The sequence below is a fragment of the Streptomyces sp. NPDC101776 genome, from assembly GCF_044766845.1.
Taxonomy (GTDB): Bacteria; Actinomycetota; Actinomycetes; order Streptomycetales; family Streptomycetaceae; genus Streptomyces.
Genome location: NZ_JBIWMV010000031.1, coordinates 13,329 through 26,317, shown reverse-complemented (window position 1 = coordinate 26,317; position 12,989 = coordinate 13,329). Strand labels below are relative to the sequence as shown.

Below are 12,989 nucleotides of genomic sequence, written 5' to 3'. Positions count from 1 at the left end.
CGGCCCGGAAGGACAATCGCCATGAAGTCGCTGCTGCCCTCGGAGCCCGGTACGGCGTACGAGGCGCAGCACACCGGCCGGGCAGAAGCCGCCATGGACGAGGCGCGCCGGACGGCAGCCGCTCCGGGCGCGCTCACCTCCTTCTCCCGGTTCGTCCTGTGCGGCGGCGGTGTCGGACTCGCTTCCGGGCCGGCCGTGGCACTGCTGGCCACGCTGATGCCCTGGGCGTCGGCGAACGCACTGGTCACCGCGGGTTCCACCATCCTGTGCACAGAACTCCACGCGCGCTTCACCTTCAGGGCCGGGCGGCGTGCCGGGTGGCGCCGGCACTGGCAGTCCGCCGGGTCGGCCTTGGCCGCCTACACAGTGACGTGTGCGGCGATGTTCGTCCTGCACCTCATACAGCCGTCGGCCGGGACGCTGAGCGAGCAGGCCGTCTATCTCAGTGCTTCAGGGGTCGCCGGAATCGGGCGGTTCCTCGTTCTGCGCCTGGTCGTCTTCGCCGGCAGTTCGACCACGGTGCGGGAGGGCAGCCCGGCGGGGGTCCGGGAAGCGGGCGAGCCCGCGTCCTGGTCCATCGCGACTGCGCCGTGGCCGAAGACCCCGCAGCCGGTGAGCGAGCGAGTCATCTTGCGTGGGGCGAGGGCGGCGGCAACGATGCCGACCGGAAGAACCGGCGTCAGCGGGACGGGCGTTCGTCCGGGCGAGTCGCTGTGCGAGGGGTTCAGCCGAGTGTCTTGATCGCTTCCGTGGCGGTGGACGGCGTACCGGGTCCGGCCCCGGGTCTTCGTCTTTCGCGCGCGGTGTCCCGGCGTGGGCGGCAGTCCTGGACCCGGAGGGTGCGACACGCTTTCGCGCGGAGGCCGGGGGAGCCGGCGATGCAGGGACCGGCCGGTGATTCCGGCTCTGCGGGCCCTGTGTCCGGGGCGCGGAAGGCACCTCGCGCAAGGAGATGACAAAGGCCTTGGCGTGCCGAAGACCGCAAGCCTCTGCCGCAGCCGACCGCACCGGCGAGGTCGGCTGCGGTCGCACCCGGCCGGCCTCCGGCACCGGTCCGCCACCCGCGGCGACAGCGAGGTCGTGCCGCACGTGAACCGGGTGACAGCCGCACGCCCGAGGTCATCACGCATGTCGGTGGACGTCTCAGGCCCTTGTTTCCTCGAAGGCCAGTACGTCGTGGCCGGTGTCCCAGAGCAGGTTCAGCAGGGCGCGCACCGATGCCTGGTCGATGTTCTCGACGATCAGCACGGTGCCGTCCTCGCCGGGCGTGGACACGTGGTCGAACCTGGTTTGGATCACGTCCAGCAGGGTGCGGGCGATCGGTGCGCGCAGGGTCAGCTCGTAGCGGGTGGGGGCCATGCCGTACAGGAAACCCGTCGCCCGTGTGCGCGCGCACCACCCGCCCGGGAAAGACACCCGGGTGGGATCAGATCAGGCCGAGTTCGCGCGCCACTTTGACGGCGTCCTGCCGGGAGGCCACGCCGAGCTTGCGACAGAGGCTCTTGTTGTATGCCTTGACCGTGTTGATCGACAGGAACAGCGCTGCCCCGATCTCCCGCTGGGTCGCCGGCCCCTGCAAGGGCCCGCAGGATCGACAGCTCACGGTCGGTCAGTTCCTCCGCCAGGGCACCAGAGCGTACGGCGGTGCGGGTGCCGGCTTGGCCCAGCCGCGTTTCGGCCTGCTCGAGCCGCCGAGCCGCGAAGGCACTCACCGGCTCCTCCTCCACGACCTCGCGGGCCCGCGCCGGTGCGGTGCGGGCGGCGGGCCGGTTACCGCAGGCGAGTTCGGCGTCGGCGAGGTACAGCAGGCCGAGGAGCAGCGTCGTCGGCCGTGGGTGGAGTTCGGCGAGCCCGACGGCGTGGCGCAGCAGGACCGCGGCCCCCTCCACATCGGCGTGCAGGTAGACGCGCCGGCCGGCGGCGATACGCAGCGCGGCGAGCCCGGGCGTGCTGGCCTCCTGCCCGCCGTGCTCGACGGCGTCGGCTGTCGGACCGGCCTCGCGCAGCACCCGGTCGCACTCTTCGCCGCGGCCGGCCTCGACAAGGCTGACCGTCAGCATGCCCGCTACCGAACACTTGCCCAGTGCTCCATCCTTCAGGGTGGAGGTGAAGGGCATCCTGCCCATAGCGGCTCGGAGGGCCGCAGTGGCATGGCTAAGATCGCCTCATCCGACGACGAAGTTGTCGGATCTACCGCCGGACGGGCGGGAAGTGACGCCTGTGGAGGCCCCTGTAAGACCGAGCTCCTCGGAGACCGGCAAAGGCCAGTGAAGCAGGAACCCGAGGTGGTGCCGCGAAGCGGTGCGGACCGGAATCTCCCGCCCTCGGGCAGGAGAGGGCGTCAAGGCCATCACGGTCCACAGGGGCCATGAGCTGCGGTGGCGCTGCTGCCACACGTCGAGCAGCAGGGCTGCGGCCTCGTCGAAACGGCCGTCGCGAGCCGGCACTCCGCCGAGTGTCGCGGGTACGTGCGGGTGTGCGGTGACATCGCCGGCGGTTTCCAGTTCGGGAGCCTGCAGGGCCGGGGCGACGGTTTGCGTGGCCTCGGCGTCCGACATGCCGAAGCCCGCACGCACGGTGAGCACGGCGCTGTGGAAGCTGTGCCAACCGGTCATGACGGTCTCTGCGGTGCCCCGGACTTCACAGGCGTCCAGCCAGTGGTTCACCCGGGCCTGATCGCCGCAGAGCGCCGCCGCGAAGGCCGGCGAACAAGCCGGCAGCGGGCCGACCGCCCGGCCGGGCAGCCGCTCGCCGAACCGCAGGTAGCTCGCGGCGTCCCCGTGCGCGAAGAACCAGGTCTCCGCGTTGCGCAGCATCAGCTCGGCGGCGTCGTCGGCGCGGCCGGCGCGCGGCAGGTGGTGTACCGCGTCGTCGAGCCGCCTGTCTTCGGTGAACCAGGCCGCGGCGTGGCCGAGGATCTCCCGAGGGTCTGTGGCGGCCTCGTGGGCCAGGACGTCCCGGAGCAGGTGATGGCACCGGTACCACTGCTGTTCGTCGTCCAGAACGGCCACGAACAGATCCGCCCTGACGAGATCGGACAGCACCTGGGCCGATCCGGTCACCTGGAGTGCGGGGTCGCACAGCGGACCGGAGAGCCGTTCGAGCGGCGCGGCCCGTACGAGGAGGTCGCGGTGGCTCGGCGTGAGGCCGGGGAGCACCTCGGCCGCGAAGTGGTCCAGCAGGTGCCGGTCATCGGCCTGGGCCTTCGCCGGGTCCGCGCGCAATGCGAGGGCGGCCAACTGCAGACCCGCCGCCCACCCTTCGGTCCGTTCCCGTACGGCTGCTGCCGCGGTCTCGTCGAGGTCGTGCCCTGACACCGCCGACACCAGGGCCGCCGCCTCGTCGGGCGGGAACCGCAGCTGCGCCGCCCGCAGTTCGCTCAGGTCGCCGCGAGCCCGCAGCCGCGAGATCGGCAGCGGCGGGTCTGTGCGCGCGGCGATCACGATCCGCAGCGAGGCGGGCAGGTGGGCGACCAGGTATTCGACCGCCTCGTGGATCCGCGGGTCGGTGAGCAGGTGGTGGTCGTCGAGGACCAGTACATGCGCTACCTCGGATGCGGCCGGCTCGTTCAGCAGCATCGGCAGCGCGAGGTCGACCGGAGCGACAGCGGCCGCGTCCAACGCCTGCAGCGGGCCCGCGCTGATCGCGTCGCCGGCGTTGTGCAGCGCGGTGAGTACGTAGCTCCACAACCGGACGGGTTCGTCGTCGCTCCCGTCGAGCGAGACCCACGCGATGCGACGCTTCTCGTCGGGGCCCGACGCCCAGCCGCTCAGCAGGCTCGTCCTGCCCCGGCCGGCGGGTGCCACCACCACGGTCAGCCGGGTCTCGGCGAGACCCGGCTGCTGTTGCAGACGTTCGCGGGGGATCGCGCCGGCCCGGGCCGGCGGGACCACCTGTTTCACGGTGAGCAGTGGCCGTGCAGGCCTGTCCGATGTCACGACGCTCCCGACCTGCGGCCCGGCGCCGATTCTGCCGGTTCGGGCACCCCGGGTACACCTGGGGGCGGGGTGGTGCGTGAGCACCCTGTCCGACGCGATTCTCCTGCCGCAACCCGTCGCCGGGCGACAGGAGAGATGCAATGGCCACGAACACCGTCCCGGACGAACGTCCGGAGACAGCGGTGACCCGCAGGGACGCGCTGAAGCCGGCCGCCTGGGCATCGGCTCGGCAGCCACCCTCAAGGCCGCCGTGAGTGTGCTGCCGATGTCCGCGGCGATGATCCCCGGCATCCGCCTCAGCCCTCGCCCGGCCGCCCGGCGAGGTGCCCACGGCCCTTGGAGCGGCGGCCTCCTCCTGATCACCACCGGCCTGCTCGTGCTGGCCCGGCTCGACGCCGGCAACTCGTACCGGCCGAGATTCGGGCCGGCAGACGCGCCCGTGACATCAGACCCGCCTGAGCAGTCCTGAGCGCAGATCGTTTTCACACCTTTGCTTTGATGCTGGCCGCTCTCGGGTGAAACAGAGGGTCGGTGAAGGTCGAGAAATGCCGGCCCTGCAGCGCCACGCGTTCTACAGCGAGGAAGGCCGAGCAATGCCGTGGAGTGAGATGGAGTGGTTGCGCGCCGCAGCCTGCGTGGGCGAGGACCCCGAGCTGTTCTTCCCCGTGAGCACGACCGGGCCGGCGCTGCGGGAGGCCGCCGAAGCCAAACACGTCTGCGCCCGCTGCCCGGTGAGCTTCGAGTGCCTGTCCTACGCCCTCGCCACCGCACAGACGTCGGGTGTGTGGGGCGGAACCGGCGAGGAGGAACGCACGGAGCTGCTCCGGACCGCCGGGTATGACGCGACGAGGAGGAGTCTCGGCCGAACCGGACCGGGACGCACCGGGTCCCTTCCAACCTCCGGGGTGGGCTGGGCAGCAGACGGATGAAGCTCCTGACGGATCGAGTGCTGCCGGGCTCCGATGGCTGGTGAGGCGGCCGTCGGACTCTGTCTCGGTGTGCTCTGCCGGCCGTTGCACGAGCAGTCCGAGCCGCAGTCCGTGCACCTCGGCGCCACCCGCCGGCCGTCCCTCGATCCCGGTGCCGCTCCGCGCCGGGGGTCCCGGCCCCCTTCGCGCCAACGGCTGTGGGCCAACACGTGTTGACTCTCGCTGGGAATTCGAGCATCCTGTCAACGAGCGTCGGCCAACGCCTGTTGACCTGCTTCCCGGATCAGAAACGGAAGGCTCCGCCATGAACGCCACCGCACTTCCCGCCCGCACCGAAGTCGCCGTTGTCGGCGCCGGACCGGCCGGCCTCGCGCTCGCCGTCACCCTCGCCGCCGCCGGCGTCGACTTCGTCGTCCTGGACAAGCTGGCGGAGGGCGCCAACACGTCGCGCGCCGCCGTTGTGCATGCCCGCACGCTGGAGATCCTGGACGAGCTGGGAGCCTCCGAGGAGCTGATCGCGCGAGGCGTCAAGGTCACCCGGTTCGCCGTCCGCGACGGCGCGCGCCGGCTGCTGACAGTGCCGTTCGACACGCTGCCCACGCCCCACCCGTACACGCTGATGGTTCCGCAGTACGAGACCGAGAGCGTGCTGCTGGACCGGCTGCGCTCGCTCGGCGGCGACGTGCACCGCCCCTACGAGGTCACGTCCGTCGTCCAGGACGAGGAGGGCGTGACGCTCACCATGACCACCGGCGAGACGCTGCGCGCCGCCCACGCCGTCGGCGCCGACGGCATGCACAGCACCGTGCGTGAGGCGGCGGGCATCGGTTTCACCGGCAACGCCTACGCCGAGTCCTTCGTGCTCGCCGACGTGGTGATGGACTGGGCCCCCGGGCCGGACGAGGTCTCGCTGACCTTCGCCACCGCGGGACTCGCCGTCGTCGCCCCGCTTCCCGGCGGCCACTACCGGGTCGTCGCCACCGTGGACGACGCGCCCGCCGCACCGGACCTCGACTTCGTCCAGAAGCTGCTCGACGAGCGCGCCCCCGGCCAGGCCACGGTCACCGCTCTGGCATGGTCGTCACGGTTCCGGGTCCACCACCGGGTAGCCGACCACTACCGCGCCGGCCGTCTGCTGCTGGCCGGCGACGCCGCCCACGTGCACAGCCCCGCAGGCGGTCAGGGGATGAACACCGGCATCCAGGACGGCTACACCCTGGGCCGGGCGTTCGCCACCGGCCGGCTCGACGGCTACGAGGCGCAGCGCCGCCCCGTGGCCCAGCGCGTGGTCGCCTTCACCCACCGAATGACCCGCTTGGCCACCACACGCAGCTCCGTGGCCCGCGGTGTCCGCAACATCGCACTGCCTCTGCTGGGACATACCCCGATGCCCAGGAAGCTCGCCACCGAGCTCGCCGAGCTCAACTACCGCTAGACATCGCCCTCCTCGCCGCCGTGCAGGGTGAGCCGGCCTGCCCGGCTCGCCGGCACAGGAAGAAGGAACGTGCGCCGGACAACGGCCGTCGCGCGTGCGCGCAAGCCCGTGGCGGCATCTACGGGCCCCGGGAAGCGATGTGTGCCCCACCGGAGTTCGGGTCGGCGAAAACCTCCCCGCCTGGATGCCCTGCAGTGCAGCGTCACACAGCGAACCCGAGAGCCGTTCGAGCGGCGCAGCCCGCACGAGCAGGCCGTGCTGCCCGGCCTCGAGACCGGGCAGCACCTCGGCCGCAGAACAGTCCGGCAGTCGCCGGTCACCGGCGGGTGCCTTTGCCGGGTCCGCGGGCAGCGCGAGGGCAGCCGGCTGCAGCCCCACCGCCCACCCTTCCATCCGCTCCCATACGCTTGCCGCGGCCGGGCCGTGCCCCGACACCGCCCACAACAGGGGCCGCTGCCTCACCGGCAAAGCCTCCACTGCGGCCGCACAGGACCCGGTTGACGACGTCCACCCCGCTCATATCAGCCTGAGCGTGTCGTGGATCCCTGGTGCCAGAGGCAGACAGTCAAGTCATCGAAGCATCGTGGCTGCGATGCCCGATGCCCGATGCCGGTCTGCCTTCGGCACGACGGAGCCATGGGATGGCCGACGAGTTCCGTGCCGCCCAGAGCATCGGCTCTCGACCTGATTTCGGACCGGCCGCGGGCAGCAGACATGCAACTGGGGCGTCTCCACCGACCAGGAGACATACTCCGCCGCGGCCTGCGGCCGGACTGCGGAGGGTGAGATCGGGATCTGTGCCGCTAGCCCTGTTGAGAACGTTCATCGGGCTTGAGCGTCAGAGCGAGGTCCCTGCGACTGCGGACCCCGAGCTTGAGATAGATGCGCTGCAGATGGTTGTCCACCGTTCGGACGGAGAGCGTCAGATGCTGTGAGATGGCTTTGCTGGTCTTCCCGGCGGCAGCCAGGAGAGCGATCTCTCGTTCACGCTTCGTCAGAGGTTCGACATCGCCGGCGATGCTGGACAGGATCGGAGTGCGGGCACCCTCGCACTGGTCGGCGAGACGAGTGGCTTCGGCGGTGGCGGCCGTGACCTTCCGTGTGTCGCCCTTCCGTCTCCACGCGTTGGCTGCCTCGGCCGCTGATTCGGCGGCGAGGAGCCGGGCACCCATGTGCTCGAACTCCTCCGCGCAGGCCATCAGCTGCTGTGCATCCCTTTTCGCAAGGGCAGTCACGAATCGTGCTCGTGCGGGAGTGAACGCGCCGTCGCCCAGGTCGGAGAGTTCGGCCATGCGCTCCTGCACCGCCTGCGGATCGCCCAGGCGCGCGATGTCGGTAAGTATCAGGGCTTCGGAGACGAGGTGGCCGGTGTGCCGGGCTCTGTCCGCAGCGCTGCGCAACAGGTCCCGTGCACGGCTGAGTTCGCCGCGGGCCGCGTGCAACCAGGCCATGCCGACCGATTCTTCTCCGGTCAGGCCGCCACCGGAGGCGATGGCTTCATAGTCGGCGACGAGAGAGGCGGCCGTGTCGATGTCGCCCACGAGCGCCGCGCACGCCATCAGTCCTGACATGTGTAGCCGGATGACCCGGTCCAGGTGGTATGTGCGTGCCGTGGTGACACCTTCGGCGTACCAGCGCCGTGCGCTGACGGGGCGTCCGGCCAGCCATTCGGCACGGGCGCTCTCGAAGGCCAGGAACTGGCGGGCCACTGGCGAGTGCGCAGCCTGCAGGCTGTCTGCGGCGTTGAGGCAGAGTCGGCGGGCCTCGTCGATTCTTCCCATCTCCATGAGGGCCAGGGCCAGGGGCGCGACCTGCATGGCGGGGTGGGGGAGCAGTTTGCCCTCGCCGACCGATTCGTGGGTGGCCTTGGCGCGTTCGGCCAGGGCCCGGGCCCGTTCCACGCTGCCGACAAACGTCAGGCCGAGAGTCTTGGCACTGATCGTTGCCAGCCAGACATCCAGTGTGTCCTGAGGCGGGTCATCGGGCAGGTCTTCGAGAATCTGCAGTCCCGGAACCGGTGAACCACCCACCGTGAGCATAGCTCCCTCCATGAGACGGAGCTGTCGCGCGCCAGTCTGGTCGGACAGGGCGGCGCGGGCCGCAGTGCACACGGCAACAGCTGCGGCCGGGTCGGGGTCGGCCCAGAAAAGGTTGGTGCAGCGGGTGGTCGCCGTGATGCCTTTTTCGTAGTCGTTGCGAGCATGGGTGTCGGCTTCGGCAAGGACGAGTTCGGCGCGATCGAGCTGTCCGGTGTGCATGAGGGCCCGGCCGAGAAGGACACGGCTCTCCGCGGTGTGCTGATCGGTCTTGATTGCCGTGAGCAGTTCGATAGCCTGCTCGTTGTCGTTGGAGTTCATGGCTATTGCGGCAGCCTGTCGGAGCAGGTCCGGTGTGGCGGTGCCGGTGGCGGCCAGTCGCCAGGCCGCGACATGGAGGGCGTCGTCGCGTCGCCTGAGGCCGTGAGACTCGATGCGCGCGGCTTGGCGAAGGGCAAGGTCGTATCGCTGAAGAGCGGAGGTGCCGGCGGCGATCACCTCTCCGTACAGAGGGTGCGCCAGGGTGACCGTGACCCGAGCTCCGTGGACGGAGATCTCGACTATGCCAGATCGCTCGAGCTGTTCCAGGTCTGCGCGGTCTGCGAGAGCTGTGGCATCGGACAGGGAGAGTGCGCGGCAGAAGGCGAGCGATTCGAGCAGAGGGCGCACCGCCGGCGGCGCAGCGGCGATTCTGCCGGCAATCAGGTCCCTGAGGTGTGGGGTGACTGAAAGCGGTTCTTCCGAGGTGTCCCAGACGCCGTCGGTGACGGTGAGTTTCCCCTGGATCATGGCTCCCAGGACGAGTTCTCTCAGAAACAGCGGATTTCCGTTACTGGCGCGGAACAGCGTATGGAGAGCGCGGCGGCTGACCGGCCCTTTGAGGACCTCCTGGAGCAGTTCTTCGACCTGCTCGCGGACCATGTGGTCAAGGTCGGTGCGACGAATGTGGTCACCGCGCTGCAGGAGAGCTTCGACGACGTCATTGGTCTGCCCTTCGGTGCGGGCGGTGCCGATCAGGGCTATCGTCCCGGAGTCGAGAAGCTGGCCGAGCAGGACGGCGGATGAACTGTCGAGCAGATGCAGGTCGTCCACGAGGATGACGGTGGGTTGGGAAGACCGCCCCGACAGAGCCTGGGCCACGGTGCGGAAGCCCTGGACAGGGTCGGTCATGTCGATGCCGGCAGGCAGGATGTGGGCGATCGCGCCGAGAGGAATCCGTGCTGCGGCCCGGCTGGCCACTGCTTTGGCCGTGCGTCGTTTGCCGGCAGCGGCCAGCGCCAGGAACTCCTCCGTCAGTCGGGTTTTTCCCACGCCGGCCGGTCCGCAGATAAGCCAGCCGCGAATACGGCTGGCTGAGAGTTCATCGCGGAAAGTGTCCAGGTGCGATTTCCGCCCGACGAGCGGCCATCTCCCTTCCCAGCTCTGCATGAAATACCGCCTATAGGCCGACAGATCCTCCATGCTACCTGCGCTGCAGTGTGACCATGGGGAGTGGTAGGGACTGTGACTGGGTGCGCCATGTCGATTTCACTGGGTTTGACTTTTTCGATTCGAGTACCGTCTCGGCCGACCACGTTGTCTTCTCTGTGGCAGCACGGGTAATCGCTGCGCTCCCGCCGTGTTTAGGCTTCCGAATCGGGCGACGCCGCGCTCGTCGAGGTGTGAACTTGGCTGCCGGCACCGGCCGTTTCCCTTCCAGCCCGCTCATGCCGGCCCAACGAACCACCGAGCGGGAAGCGGCGAGTTGAAGACTTTCCCGACCGGCTACTAAAATTTTCGGAGGGCTTCGGGGCATCTGAGGCATGGATCGCATCCGTTTCGGTGGCAGTCGTCGATGGCTTCGAGTGCCGGGGACGCCCTCGTTGGTCACTTGCAGTAGCCTCCCTGATCGCTGCGACCGCATGAGAGGTAGAACGGCCTGCATGCCCCATACCGCGCCGATGAGGTCTTCCTGCACGTGAACCTGGTGACAGCCGGGCAACGAGGGCACCGTGAATGTCGATGGATGTCTCAGGTCGTCACCTTCTCGAAAGCCAGCACCTCGTGGCCGGCATCCCAGAGCAGGTTGAGCAGAGCGCGGACCGATGCCTGATCCATGGCTTCGGCGACCAGCACGGTGCCGTCCGTGCCGGGCGTCGACACGTGGTCGAACCGTGTCAGGATCACGTCCAGCAGGGAGTGGGCGATCGGTCCGCGCAGCGTCAGCTCGAAACGGGTGGGGGGCATACCGTCCAGGAAACCCGTGGCCCGGGTGCCCGCGCACCACCCGCTCGCAAAGAGCACCCCGGGTGGCTTCAGATCAGGCCAAGATCGCGCGCGGCTGCGACGGCGTCGTGCCGGGAGGCGACGCCGAGTTTGCGGTAGAGGCTCTTGTTGTACGCCTTGACCGTGTTGATCGACAAGAACAGCTCTGCGCCGATCTCCCGCTGGGTCGCCGGCCCCTGCAGGGCCCGCAGGATCGACAGCTCCCTGTCGGTGAGCTCCTCCACGAGAGCACCCGAGCGTACGGCGGTGCGGGCGCCGGAGCGGCCCAGCCGCGCTTCGGTCTCTTCGAGCCGCCTTGCAGCGAACGCGCTCACCGGCTCCTCGTCCACGACCTCGCGGGCGCGCGACAGCGCCGCACGGGCCGCCGACCGGTCGCCACAGGCGAGTTCGGCGTCGGCCAGATACACCAGGCCGAGAAACAGCACCGTCGGCCGCGGGTGCAGTTCTGCGAGGGGAATGACGCGGCGCAGCAGGGCAGCAGCCTCGTCCATGCGGGCGTTGTGGTAGCTGTGCCTGGCCTGGGCGATGCGCAACGAGGCCACCCCTGGCATGCTCGCCTCCCCTCCGATGCGCTCGACGGCGTCGGCGAGCGGGCCGGCCTCCCGCATGACCCGGTCGCACTCCTCGCCGCGGCCGGCTTCGACCAGGCTGATCATCAGAGTGCCGGCGGCCTGAAGAACGAGCGACTGTGGCCACGCCCTGCGGTTGTCCGGTGACGACCACAGGTCGAGGAGCAGGGCCGCAGCTTCGTCGAAGCGGCCGGCACGGCCCAGCATGGCCCCCAGCGCCGCCCGCACGGTCGGATCCCCAGCGCCGCCCCCCTCGGTTTCCTCGCGCAGCGCCTGCTGCACCATGACGACGGATCGCGCGGCCTCGGCGTCCGGCATGCCGTAGCCCGCACGCACGCAGAGCACGGCACTGCGGATGTTGTGCCAACCGGGGACCACAGCGGCGGAGGTACCACTCGCCTCGCAGACGTCCAGCCAGCGGTTCACGCCCGCCTGATCGCCGCAGAGCGCCGCCGAGTAGGCCAGCGAGAACGCCAGTGCCGGGCCCACCACCCGGCCGGACAGCTCCTCCCCGAACTCCAGGAACGTCGCGGCCTCCCCGCGGGGAAAGAACCACGTCTCCGCGTTGCTCAACATCATCTCGGCCGCGGCGTCATCGCGGTGGGCCCGCAGCAGGTGACGTACCGCGTCGTCAATGCGGCCTTCTGCCGCGAACCAGTCTGCGGCATGGCCGAGAACCTCCTGCGGGTCCGTCGTCGTCTCGCCTGCCAGAACGTCCCGGAGCAGGCGATGGCATCGGTACCACCGCTGTTCGTCGTCCAGCGCGGCCACGAAGAGATCCGCCCTGACCAGGTCGGCCAGCACTGCGGCCGAACCGGTCACCTGCAGCGCGGCGTCACACAGCGAACCCGAGAGCCGTTCGAGCGGCGCAGCCCGCACGAGCAGGTCGCGCTGCCTGGATTCGAGACCGGGCAGTACCTCGGCCGCAAAATAGTCCAGCAGATGCCGGTCACCGGCGGGTGCCTTTGCCGGGTCCGCGCGCAGCGCGAGGGCAGCCAGCTGCAGCCCCGCCGCCCACCCTTCCGTCCGCTCCCATACGCTTGCCGCGGCCGCGCCGTCCAGATCGTGCCCCGACACCGCCGACAACAGGGCCGCCGCCTCGTCCGGCGAGAACCGCAGCTGTGCCGCCCGCAGCTCCGTCAGGTCCCCGCGGGCGCGAAGCCGCGCGATCGGCAGCGGCGGATCCGTACGCGCGGCGATCACCACCCGCAACGAGGCGGGCAGGTATGCCACGAGGTACTCGACCGCCTCGTGGATCCGCGGATCGGTGAGCAGGTGGTAGTCGTCGAGCACCAGTACATGCGCCACCGCGGACGCGGCCAGCTCGTTCAGCAGCATCGGCAGCGCAAGGTCGATGGGGGAGACGCCGGCCGCGTCCAACGCCTGGAGCGGACCTGTGCTGATCACCCCGCCGGCGCCGCGCAGCGCGGTGAGCACGTAACTCCACAACCGCACGGGCTCGTCGTCGCTCTCGTCGAGCGAGACCCACGCGATGCGGCGCTTCTCTTCGGGGTCCGCCGCCCAGCCGCTCAGCAGACTCGTCTTGCCCCAGCCGGCGGGCGCCACCACCAAGGTCAGGCGGGTTTCGGCCACACGCAGCTGCTGCTGCAGGCGCTCGCGCGGGACCGCGCCGGCCCGGGCCGGCGGAATCACCTGCTTCACCGTGAGTAGTGGCCGCGTAGGTTTCTTCGACGTCACGACGCTCCCGACCTGCGGCCCGGCACCGCAACCCGACAGCAATTCTGCCAGCTCCACCACCCCGGGTGCATCTCGCAGCGGGGTGGTGCGCGAGCACCCTGTCCCGCGCGAATCTCCTG

The 12,989-nt window shown here is 70.1% G+C and carries 10 protein-coding genes; 4 read left to right on the top strand and 6 right to left on the bottom strand.

What is annotated here, in order from left to right; genetic code table 11:
* Positions 1–93 precede the first annotated feature (93 nt).
* Positions 94–741: a hypothetical protein gene (locus ACIRRY_RS48010; RefSeq protein ID WP_403986305.1), complete on the top strand. Its 648-nt coding sequence runs from the start codon at positions 94–96 to the stop codon at positions 739–741.
* Between the two features lie 402 nt (positions 742–1,143).
* Here ACIRRY_RS48010 and ACIRRY_RS48005 read toward each other — a convergent pair whose 3' ends face one another.
* From ACIRRY_RS48005 to ACIRRY_RS47995, 3 genes are all read right to left on the bottom strand, one after another.
* Complete coding sequence (locus tag ACIRRY_RS48005; protein WP_403986187.1) at positions 1,144–1,359, bottom strand: hypothetical protein; 216 nt, start codon at positions 1,357–1,359, stop codon at positions 1,144–1,146.
* Positions 1,360–1,426: 67 nt separating this feature from the next.
* On the bottom strand, positions 1,427–1,603 hold the full coding sequence (locus tag ACIRRY_RS48000) for a helix-turn-helix transcriptional regulator (protein WP_403986184.1): 177 nt from the start codon (positions 1,601–1,603) through the stop codon (positions 1,427–1,429).
* A 562-nt stretch (positions 1,604–2,165) separates the two neighbouring features.
* The gene (locus ACIRRY_RS47995; RefSeq protein ID WP_403986181.1) at positions 2,166–3,902 is read right to left on the bottom strand and encodes a hypothetical protein; all 1,737 of its coding nucleotides are present in this window, start codon (positions 3,900–3,902) and stop codon (positions 2,166–2,168) included.
* Positions 3,903–4,014: 112 nt separating this feature from the next.
* Here ACIRRY_RS47995 and ACIRRY_RS47990 point away from each other — a divergent pair, with 112 nt between their 5' ends.
* From ACIRRY_RS47990 to ACIRRY_RS47980, 3 genes are all read left to right on the top strand, one after another.
* Positions 4,015–4,407 (top strand): hypothetical protein, encoded by a 393-nt coding sequence (locus ACIRRY_RS47990; RefSeq protein ID WP_403986179.1) that lies wholly within the window; start codon positions 4,015–4,017, stop codon positions 4,405–4,407.
* Between the two features lie 139 nt (positions 4,408–4,546).
* Positions 4,547–4,867: a WhiB family transcriptional regulator gene (locus tag ACIRRY_RS47985; protein WP_403986302.1), complete on the top strand. Its 321-nt coding sequence runs from the start codon at positions 4,547–4,549 to the stop codon at positions 4,865–4,867.
* 304 nt (positions 4,868–5,171) lie between these two features.
* Positions 5,172–6,302, top strand: a complete 1,131-nt coding sequence (locus ACIRRY_RS47980) for an FAD-dependent monooxygenase (RefSeq protein WP_403986176.1) — start codon at positions 5,172–5,174, stop codon at positions 6,300–6,302.
* A gap of 803 nt (positions 6,303–7,105) precedes the next feature.
* Here ACIRRY_RS47980 and ACIRRY_RS47975 read toward each other — a convergent pair.
* The 3 genes from ACIRRY_RS47975 to ACIRRY_RS47965 all read right to left on the bottom strand — a co-directional run bounded on the left by ACIRRY_RS47975 (position 7,106) and on the right by ACIRRY_RS47965 (position 12,930).
* Positions 7,106–9,799 (bottom strand): LuxR C-terminal-related transcriptional regulator, encoded by a 2,694-nt coding sequence (locus ACIRRY_RS47975; protein WP_403986173.1) that lies wholly within the window; start codon positions 9,797–9,799, stop codon positions 7,106–7,108.
* A 549-nt stretch (positions 9,800–10,348) separates the two neighbouring features.
* Positions 10,349–10,564, bottom strand: coding sequence for a hypothetical protein (locus tag ACIRRY_RS47970; protein ID WP_403986170.1), 216 nt, complete (start codon positions 10,562–10,564; stop codon positions 10,349–10,351).
* Positions 10,565–10,632: 68 nt separating this feature from the next.
* A complete protein-coding gene (locus ACIRRY_RS47965) occupies positions 10,633–12,930 on the bottom strand; it encodes a LuxR C-terminal-related transcriptional regulator (RefSeq protein WP_403986167.1) in 2,298 nt (765 codons plus the stop codon).
* Positions 12,931–12,989: the final 59 nt, after the last annotated feature.

Excerpts from the sequence above, each read along its gene's own strand:
- ACIRRY_RS47970 (WP_403986170.1), bottom strand. The coding sequence starts at position 10,564 with ATGCCCCCCACCCGTTTCGAGCTGACGCTGCGCGGACCGATCGCCCAC.
- ACIRRY_RS47975 (WP_403986173.1), bottom strand. The coding sequence starts at position 9,799 with ATGGAGGATCTGTCGGCCTATAGGCGGTATTTCATGCAGAGCTGGGAA.
- ACIRRY_RS48010 (WP_403986305.1), top strand. The coding sequence starts at position 94 with ATGGACGAGGCGCGCCGGACGGCAGCCGCTCCGGGCGCGCTCACCTCC.
- ACIRRY_RS48005 (WP_403986187.1), bottom strand. The coding sequence starts at position 1,359 with ATGGCCCCCACCCGCTACGAGCTGACCCTGCGCGCACCGATCGCCCGC.
- ACIRRY_RS47980 (WP_403986176.1), top strand. The coding sequence starts at position 5,172 with ATGAACGCCACCGCACTTCCCGCCCGCACCGAAGTCGCCGTTGTCGGC.
- ACIRRY_RS47985 (WP_403986302.1), top strand. The coding sequence starts at position 4,547 with ATGGAGTGGTTGCGCGCCGCAGCCTGCGTGGGCGAGGACCCCGAGCTG.